The sequence below is a fragment of the Escherichia sp. TW14182 genome, assembly GCF_000208525.1.
GTDB lineage: Bacteria > Pseudomonadota > Gammaproteobacteria > Enterobacterales > Enterobacteriaceae > Escherichia > Escherichia ruysiae.
Genome location: NZ_AEJZ01000163.1, coordinates 1 through 8,590, shown reverse-complemented (window position 1 = coordinate 8,590; position 8,590 = coordinate 1). Strand labels below are relative to the sequence as shown.

The following is an 8,590-nucleotide window of genomic DNA, read 5'->3' as shown; positions in this document are numbered from 1 at the left end:
GGCTCGCTCGTCCGGGTTTTAAACCTCGGCGGCATCCGTCAGCCACTTCGGATCAATTTCCCGACCGTCGATGGTGGGGCCTGATGTGGCAACCACAACCCAGTCTGTTTTCTGCTTCGTCATCTGAATTAATCCGCTGATAAAAATTAAACTGGCGTTATTTAACGGAGAAATGAAAACGTCGTCATCTGATTAATTTCCGGTACTTTCGGATATGCGCATATATCCGAAAAATACCGAAAAGCGATATTCGTTTTTAAAAAAGCCTTTGCTGAAAATGCATAAATTAAAATTGCATCAGCAGGTGAGGTTTATTTATGGCGTATTCTGATGAGGTGATTGCTGCTGCAAAATCGCTCTATCTGAAAAGGCACACACCAAAAGAAATACAAAAGAAACTCGGACTGAACAGTCCGCGAATTGTTTATTACTGGGCGACAAAGTTTGAGTGGTACACGCAGCTCAATACGGAAGGCGTGGAGGATGTTATCGCCCGGCGTCTCGCTGTACTGGCGGAGCGTGACCATAAAACGCCGGAAGAACACGATGAACTCGACCGCCTGATTGGTCATCACGTCAAACTGATGTCGGTCAGAAACAAGCACACGGAACGAATGGCTGAGATTGCGCGAATGGGAGTGGACATCCCCCAGCCTGGCCGTTATGGAAAAGAAGAACGCGGAGAAAAAGGTGCAGGTAAGAAAGAGCGTCCCCGCAAAACTAATGACGTTTCCGGACTGACTGCTGAAAGTTTTGAGCCGTTTACGAAAAAGTTGTTTGCTTATCAGTTGCGCCTGCGTGAAAACAAATTCCGCCGTGTACGCAACCTGCTTAAATCCCGCCAGATTGGGGCGACGTATTACTTCGCGTTTGAGGCATTTGAAGATGCAGTATTAACCGGCGACACACAGATATTTTTATCGGCATCAAAACGTCAGGCCGAAGTGTTCCGTACTTATATTGTAAAAATTGCACAAACAGAGTTTGGCATTCCCATTAAAGGCAATCCGGTTAAGTTAAGTAATCTGGCTGAACTGTATTTTCTGGCGACCAACAGTAACACAGCGCAGTCAAACAGCGGCCACCTGTATATTGATGAATACCTGTGGATCCCCGGTTTTCGCCGTCTCAATGAAGTGGCATCAGGGATGGCCACCCATAAACACTGGCGCATTACCTATTTCTCCACGCCGTCATCCAAAACACACCAGGGTTACCCGTTCTGGTCTGGCGATGAATGGCGCAAAGGCGATCCGAAACGAAAAGGGGTTGAGTTTCCGTCCTTTGATGAGCTGCGCGATGGTGGGCGTGAATGTCCGGATGGTCAGTGGCGCTATGTGGTTACGCTGGAAGATGCCATTGCCGGCGGCTTTAACCTTGCTGATATCAACGAGCTGCGCGAGCGATACAACGAAACAGCGTTCAATATGCTGTTTATGTGTGTGTTTGTGGATGACAAAGAGAGCGTCTTTAAATTCGATGACCTCGTGCGCTGTGGTGTGGATGTCAGTACGTGGGAGGACTTTCACCCGGAAGAACCCATGCCATTTGGTAACCGTGAGGTGTGGGGCGGCTTTGATCCTGCGCGCTCCGGCGATAACGCCACGTTTGTTGTGCTGGCACCGCCGCTGGTTGCGGCAGAACGATTCCGCGTGCTGGAAAAACACCACTGGCGCAGCATGTCATTCCAGTTTATGGCAGAGCGTATCCGCAGCATTAAGGCGCGCTATAACATGACGTTTATCGGCATTGACGTCACCGGTCTTGGCTACGGTGTCTTTGAGCTGGTTCAGGGATTTGCCCGCCGTGAAACAGTGGCCATTCATTACAGCGTGGAATCCAAAAACCGCCTGGTGATGAAGATGCTGGATCTGATTTACGCCAACCGTATTGAGTGGGATGAGGAAGCTACGGATATTCCGGCATCGTTCCTGGCCATTCGTCAGGAATCCACCAACAGTGGCAATAAAGTTACTTTTACCGCCGAACGTAGCGAAGAAACCGGGCACGCTGACATCTTCTTTGCCATAGCTCATGCCGCAAGTAATGAACCCCTGAACTATAAGCACAAGCGCAAATCAACATGGATCCTGTCAGATGAGTAAAAAGAAAAAATACCCCGTGTTACACGATGACGTGGCAAAAAAAACAGCCAGCAAAATGACGTTTATTGAATTTGGTGACCCGGAGCCGGTCGCTGCATGGGGCTGTTATTACGGCTCGCTCTGGGATGGCTATAACGGCTGGTACACGCCGCCAATTGAGCGCATGGATCTCGCCATGTTGTCCAATATCGCACCGTATCACGGCGCAGTATTGCGTGCGCGCGTCAATATGATCATGCAGGGTTTTCGGGGTGGTGGTGGTATGACACACGCCGCCATGGCGGCAGCAGTAACCAATCTGCTGATATTCGGGGATATGGGGTTGCTTAAAGTGCGCAATGGCTTCGGTCGGGTGGTGCGCCTGCATACGTTACCTTCTCTGTACCTGCGGCGTAACAACGAGGGTGGCACGGTGATTGTGCAGGCGGCACTGGAAGATCTCGTTTACCCGCCAGGCGAAGTGGTGTTCGTGGCCATTTATGACCCGCAACAGCAGGTTTACGGTGTCCCGGATTATATTCACGGGATGGAATCCGCCATGCTGAATGTGGATGCCACCCGCTTTCGCCGCAAGTATTACAAGAACGGCGCACATCTTGGTTATATCCTGTATTCCACTGACCCGGACATGGATCCCGAGCTCGAGGCGGAATTCCGTAAAAAGATAGAAGCGTCAAAAGGGGCGGGCAATTTTAAATCCATGTTTATCAATATACCGGGCGGAGACAAAGAAGGTGTTAAGGTGATCCCTATCGGGGATTCAGGTACAAAAGATGAGTTCCTGAATATAAAAACCATCAGTGCCCAGGATCAGCTCGTTGCGCACCGTTTCCCACCCGGACTTGCCGGCATCATTCCCGCAAATACGGCCGGGCTTGGTGACCCACTGAAATCCCGCGAGGCATATTACAGGGATGAGGTTATTCCGATGCGCCGCCTGATTATGGAGGGAATCAACAGTGACCCGGATATCAGGCGACTGGGGGAGGTGAAATTTATTCTTGAATTTGATGAGCCCCCGGAGTGATGTGCGACATGCGAAAAGAGCAGGTAAAATCAGCTGCAGGAAAACGCTGCTCTGGGAGGTGGAAAATGCGCAGACAAAAAGCGCGATGTTTTTGCTGTGGTGAACGCGCAGTGATTGAGAAGACCTTCTGGAAAGATGATCGCTTTGCAGATGTTTATTACCGTTGCACCCGTCTCGAGTGTGGGCACACCTGGGTGATGAACCTGACCTACTCGCACACACTGGTGCCCAGCGGACTGGAGAATGGCGTGTTAAAGCTGTTGATTGAACGGATGCGCCCGGAAGAAAAACAGATGGCACTGGAACTGTTGCAGGCGGGGTAACGGGGATAGCTGGAGGTTTGTGCCAACCTCTCAGCTGGCGTGGCTGGAGTCCCAGTCTGACGACGAAGTGACCAACTAGGCGGTATCAACTTTTTTGGGGGAGCCGCCTCTGAATCCCCAAAACCTTACAATGCAGTTTACAGGCGAAAGATAACGCTTGATAAATTTAAGCTCAACAATAAAGTTATTTTCCCTACTACGGTGACTGACGCGCTTCGCTTGTCTGCTGCTTCGCCGGGGCATAAAGGATTTATGCCCCGACTCACCAGCCCTGTTTAACGGAGCGCGGATGGAGCGCGGTTTTTCAGGTGACTGGCAATGTGTTTTTTCATGCTCTTGACCACCTCTCCCCAGGCTTCTGCGCTGGGCTTATTAAGCAATACGCGAACAGGGCCATCGTCTTCTACCTGAACTTTCAGGGATACCCTTTCTGTATCTACCGAATGCAGTTCAAGCGCAATAACCACGCTTACCGGGTAACTGTTGTCAGATGAACCAACCCACGTTCGCACAGCCATACGAAAAACATTGTCCCGAGAAGATGGCATTCTGTGGAGTGGGAACGGGCGGAAGTCTTCTGCTGTTTTGCATGGCTGGCCTGTGTCTACATAGCGATGCGAGTTGCCGTCATTGTCTTCCCAGTACAGGGATGGAAGCCCCAGCCATTCTTCATAAAAATCAATCAACTCTGCTGCGCTCTCCCGCAGAATTTTCGCTGCTTCGGTATGCTTCTCTTCTGCATCCTTGTTGATCTGACATAAATCGTTAAAGTGACTCACGACGTTATCCTCTTCTGAGTTACTGTTTGCCGTTATTCTGGCTTCGTCCGGACTCTCCTGCAAGCGGGCGATATTGCCCCGATGGGGTTATTCGGGAAAGAGTGCGCGGATATTGTCCTTCATCAGTTGTGTGGCGCTGTCGTTCTTTGTTGCTGGTTGTGCCGGTTTTTCAGGCTGTACTGGCAGCGATGGCATCCGTATTTCGTCTTCTGACCATTCTGCCAGCGAATACGCCAACGCGGGGGTGCGTTTTATAAGAGCCAGTCCGGCCAGAAAAGCCGCGCGTTGTGCGCGGCTGCGTTCGGAGGCTGGCAGGCTGTCGAGGTAACTGCACGCCTCCCGTTCGCTCTTGACGGCGGCGGGCTTCAGATAGAAACTTATCCGTCTGGTTGGTGTCGTCATTGGTTTACTCCTTGTCCATTGCGTACAGCCCATTAACCAGAGCAAACTGTGGCACCCCGTCCGCGATGAAAGTCGCATTAACTCCGCAGGCTTCGCGGATAGCGGGTGCCACAATCTCCGCCCCTCCACCGACAACCATCACCCGCCCGTAACCCGAAAAACCCGCCAGCGCGCGGATCACGCGTTGTTTCAGTGTTTCTTCCTTTTCACGAATAACTGCCATCAGGCTGGCGTAATGTGCGTTATTGTGGATGTGCTGGCGCAGCCAGGCTTCATCGTGGCGATGTTCGATAATGGTATTAGCGATGTGGTGACTGGTACGCATACCGTTGGTGGCCATCACCGACAGCACGGCATCGGCCATCAGAGAAACGCCTACGTGTGGATCGCAAAACACCTGGCTGATACCTGCCAGTTGTCCCTGAACCTTTGCCACATCCAGCGTGGTTCCGCCCAAATCCACAATCAGCAGGGATTCAAACGGACTCATGTCAGCCAGTGCCTTAAAGCCAGCCGGAATGGATTCAGGCATAACCCGTACGTTGCGGATAGTGAATGCTTCGCCGTTCTGGTACTCCACCGGGCGCATAACGTTCGCTTTTTTGCGGTTGATGTTGGCCATGTCCGGCTGTGCGTTTGTGTCGAAATACTCGCTCAGTGGCAGGGTGACAACCACATCCACCTCCTGAGGCGTGATGCCTGATTTGACCAGCGCGTGATGAATGGCAATGACATTCACATCGCTGTACTGGTATTGCGTGTCGGTCGTCTGGACAAAGCGATCGCTGACCGGATCAAAACCATAGCGCACGCCATCAAGCATGTAGTTCGCAGGCTGCGAGCCACCGAACGGCGCAGACCATTCCGACTTGAAGCTGTTCGGGCTGATGGCGTTGCGGCGTTCGCCGTTCTCAGTCCATGCCAGCTTGATGTTGGTGGAGCCGTCGTCGATACAAATTTTCATGTCGATTTTCCTTATGTTGATTAATTAACCGTTTACGGGATTCTGGAATCCCGCTTTTGCCTGTTTTGTGCGCGCTTCATGTTTTATGGCGCGTTTTTTGCTCATTTACGGGATTTGTGAATCCCGTTTCTGTCTGTTTTTTGTTTCCACTGGTCAGGCCACCCCGCAGCAGGTCTGCTTTGCGGTGGGCGCGTTCAGTTGTTTCACTGATTCTCTGTGCGTGCTCTGCGTCACGGATGGCGCGCAGCATGTCAGAAAGCACGGTAACGGGGGTTTTCATGGTGTTCTGGTCCTGCTGAAGTGTGGATGCCAGGCGTGCGGCGGCTTCAGGGTCTGATGCCCCCAGCTGTGTCAGATAGCTGGCGACCGGGTTATGGCGGATCTCCGTGCTGCTTACGCCATGATTACGGCTCAGGCGCTGCCAGAGCTGCGTGATTCGGCTGTCCGGGCGGGTATCCGGTTTGCGTACAATTTCAAATCCCTGCGGTGCAATGATGCTGCCGTCAACGTACAGGCTGCCGCCCCGTAACAGGTGCTGCATCTGCTGTTCACCGATATGCAGGCCGAGAGATTCGGCAGACTCCCGCCATTCTTTAGCGAGTAATTCGTGGTTATCAGGCAAAGGCCGCTGCTGTTTGCGGCTCTGTGTCCAGCTCTGCATTTCATCACTGCTGTTTTTTGCCTGTTTGTCACGCAGCGAACGCATCAGCGCCCGGCGTTCGTGCCGTTTCAGTGAGCGCATCCATTCATCCACATCAACGCCGTCAGGAAGCTGCGGCCACGGTGCTGGCCGTTCTTCCGGCTGTTCTGTCCCGTTGTTGTCCGTTTCCTGTACACGGGGACAGTTATTGCCACGAGTCCAAGGGGCGGCAGGGCCGCCCTGAAGGTCAAAACCATTTTCGCGGGCGCTGTCTTCCGCTTCCGGTTTACGTCTTACCAACTTCCAGTTATCCGGATGCGTGCACACACGGGAGGATTCCCCGATGAATGGCGACCAGATCCCGTAAATCTGTACACTCTGTTCGCCGTAATCGTTCAGCTCATCTGCGAGGTCGTAGGCTGTGCGAATCAGGTAGTCCTTGCGCGGAACAAGTACGCCACCCTGTTTTTCAATGTAGGTGGCAAAACATCCGGCATCAGCGGCAGCGAGTACCGCATCCATTGCGTCATCCTTCAGCCGTTGCGGGCCTTCCGGGTTGCGTGCCATCTGGCTGGCAAGGCGGCGCAGTTCACGCCACACCTGACGGGAGGGGATGCCAAAGAACTGGAACTGGCGGACCCGATGAAGGCGCGCCCAGCCGATGGCGCGCTCCACGCTCTCGGCCATTGATTTTCCGGTTTCGTGGTCAACGCGTGGTTTGCCCGTTTTCGGGTCGATTCCATCCACGGCGCGGCTGTCCAGGTTTTTTCCGATGTAGGTGGCGATGTAGCTGGTTGGCGTGCCTTTGGAGCCGTCGACGTACTCCACCTTAAAGCGCGGAGTAATATCATTGCCCAGCTCGTGGCGGTCTTCCTGAATGGCAATATCGCGGGTGATGGCCACGATGCTGTCGATTTCTTCCGGATGAGCAAAGACCATCATATGCCAGTGCACGGTGCCGTCATGGTGAGGCTCCACCGTGCGGATGCCATACCAGCGCAGGCCGTCGCGGTTCAGTTTTTTGCGGACCGCCGCAAAAAACGTGTTAACCAGGTAATCGCTGGAGTCGCGCATGGTGGCCCCGTTCCATTTGGGATTCGGATGACCGTTCTCTGTTGTGGCGTGGTATTTTGACGGGCAGGTGACAGTCAGAAACACCGCTTTGTCGCCACGGGCTTCGGCCAGAAGTTCCAGTCCCTTCATGGTGGCCATCATTTCTGCCTTACGGTGAACCGGGTTACTTACTCCCGCGTAATACACTGTCTCGAGATCAATCGTGAAACCGTCTTCGTTTTCCAGTTCGAAGCTCTTCAGGAAGTCGCGGGTTTTCTCGCGCTGTGCGCGAAACTCGCTTAACGCGTCCTGGCTCAGATAGGGTGATGTTTTTCTGGAAACCAGACAGGCGGCGCGGAGTTGTTCTTCTCTCCACTCACAACGTAACAGCCACAGTTTGCGTTTCCACCAGTCCGCACAGGTCAGGCGAAGGATTGCGCCCGGCAGCAGTTCCGTATCCGGTTCGCTCTTGTTCAGGGCTTCGTAATGTGGCGGCATGATGTGCAGGCGTAATGCGATACGAGCCAGCATCCGGTAAGCCTTCAACATTACATCCATGGTCAGCTCGCCATCTCTGGCACCAAAGCCATCGCAGAGTGTTTCGAAGGTGCTGCTGAACATCGCCGCGGTCATGGTGGCCAGCGTCTGCATCTGGTGCTTGTTGAGCTGCGGCAGGTAAAGCAAATCGTCCAGGCGTTCGCGCCCGGCAAGGGAGCGATAACCCGGTGTCAGCCAGCGTCCGTCAGTGCGATCCAGACGTTCGAATATTTTGCGCAGGGTTCCGCGTGCATAGCGTTCCGCCTGCCAGCTCTTTTTGCCTTTCTGGCGATCGGCTTCCTGTTTTTTGCGCAGGAAAGAGAGGTGGCGGCTCAGTGGTTCACGCAGATAAACAGGTAGTGCCTTTAGTGTGGCAAAGGCACGGGCTACTGGGTCTTGTTCTGTTGCCCGGCGCTTACTGATGATGCTCTGTGCCAGCTTTTCACGCTGTCCGGCTTCCTCAAGGGATGCCATGAGTTTTTTACCCATGGCGGATTGTGCGAAAAAGGCTTCTTCCTTCGCTTCCTGTTCTTCCTGTGCCCTTTTGTCTGCCTCAAGGTAGTAACGGATGGCGCGTTGCAGGTCGGTTTCAGTTTCCTGCCTGCGCTCCGTAAACCTGGCCGGATCAATGGCTGGCCGTGGTTCATTCCAGCTCCATGCAAACTCGCTCATGGCTGGTATCCCGTCACGCGCTGCCACTCCTGCGAGAAGATGGCGGAAAGGCGGTTAAATTCAGCGGTGTATTCACTCAGCGAGGCAC

General features: G+C 53.4%; 7 protein-coding genes and 2 pseudogenes. 3 read left to right on the top strand and 6 right to left on the bottom strand.

Annotation, left to right across the window (positions count from 1 at the left end):
- Positions 1-21: 21 nt before the first annotated feature.
- A pseudogene (locus tag EQY_RS26240) lies at positions 22-123 on the bottom strand (GPO family capsid scaffolding protein); the annotation flags it as partial.
- A gap of 194 nt (positions 124-317) precedes the next feature.
- Between EQY_RS26240 and EQY_RS0114245 the strand changes: the two are divergent.
- The 3 genes from EQY_RS0114245 to EQY_RS0114235 all read left to right on the top strand — a co-directional run bounded on the left by EQY_RS0114245 (position 318) and on the right by EQY_RS0114235 (position 3,455).
- The gene (locus tag EQY_RS0114245) at positions 318-2,105 is read left to right on the top strand and encodes a terminase large subunit domain-containing protein (protein ID WP_000331667.1); all 1,788 of its coding nucleotides are present in this window, start codon (positions 318-320) and stop codon (positions 2,103-2,105) included.
- Positions 2,098-3,132, top strand: a complete 1,035-nt coding sequence (locus tag EQY_RS0114240) for a phage portal protein (protein WP_000038284.1) — start codon at positions 2,098-2,100, stop codon at positions 3,130-3,132. Before EQY_RS0114245 ends, EQY_RS0114240 begins: the two co-directional genes overlap by 8 nt.
- A gap of 65 nt (positions 3,133-3,197) precedes the next feature.
- Positions 3,198-3,455: an ogr/Delta-like zinc finger family protein gene (locus EQY_RS0114235; protein WP_001254197.1), complete on the top strand. Its 258-nt coding sequence runs from the start codon at positions 3,198-3,200 to the stop codon at positions 3,453-3,455.
- Positions 3,456-3,730: 275 nt separating this feature from the next.
- Here the strand turns inward: EQY_RS0114235 and EQY_RS0114230 are convergent, their stop codons facing one another.
- The 5 genes and pseudogenes from EQY_RS0114230 to EQY_RS0114210 form a co-directional block, all read right to left on the bottom strand.
- Entirely contained in the window at positions 3,731-4,234 is a 504-nt protein-coding gene (locus EQY_RS0114230; RefSeq protein WP_000017851.1) for a hypothetical protein, read from the bottom strand.
- 87 nt (positions 4,235-4,321) lie between these two features.
- Positions 4,322-4,636: a plasmid partitioning/stability family protein gene (locus EQY_RS0114225; protein WP_000211285.1), complete on the bottom strand. Its 315-nt coding sequence runs from the start codon at positions 4,634-4,636 to the stop codon at positions 4,322-4,324.
- A 4-nt stretch (positions 4,637-4,640) separates the two neighbouring features.
- A complete protein-coding gene (locus EQY_RS0114220) occupies positions 4,641-5,600 on the bottom strand; it encodes a plasmid segregation protein ParM (protein WP_000686490.1) in 960 nt (319 codons plus the stop codon).
- Between the two features lie 76 nt (positions 5,601-5,676).
- Positions 5,677-8,502 (bottom strand): replication endonuclease, encoded by a 2,826-nt coding sequence (locus EQY_RS0114215; RefSeq protein ID WP_024212583.1) that lies wholly within the window; start codon positions 8,500-8,502, stop codon positions 5,677-5,679.
- A pseudogene (locus EQY_RS0114210) lies at positions 8,499-8,590 on the bottom strand (inositol monophosphatase); the annotation flags it as partial. The pseudogene EQY_RS0114210 and the gene EQY_RS0114215, both read right to left, overlap by 4 nt.

What these genes read in the sequence shown, in the direction of transcription:
- EQY_RS0114245 (WP_000331667.1), top strand. Translation starts at nt 318, where the DNA reads ATGGCGTATTCTGATGAGGTGATTGCTGCTGCAAAATCGCTCTATCTG.
- EQY_RS0114220 (WP_000686490.1), bottom strand. Translation starts at nt 5,600, where the DNA reads ATGAAAATTTGTATCGACGACGGCTCCACCAACATCAAGCTGGCATGG.
- EQY_RS0114225 (WP_000211285.1), bottom strand. Translation starts at nt 4,636, where the DNA reads ATGACGACACCAACCAGACGGATAAGTTTCTATCTGAAGCCCGCCGCC.
- EQY_RS0114235 (WP_001254197.1), top strand. Translation starts at nt 3,198, where the DNA reads ATGCGCAGACAAAAAGCGCGATGTTTTTGCTGTGGTGAACGCGCAGTG.
- EQY_RS0114215 (WP_024212583.1), bottom strand. Translation starts at nt 8,502, where the DNA reads ATGAGCGAGTTTGCATGGAGCTGGAATGAACCACGGCCAGCCATTGAT.
- EQY_RS0114240 (WP_000038284.1), top strand. Translation starts at nt 2,098, where the DNA reads ATGAGTAAAAAGAAAAAATACCCCGTGTTACACGATGACGTGGCAAAA.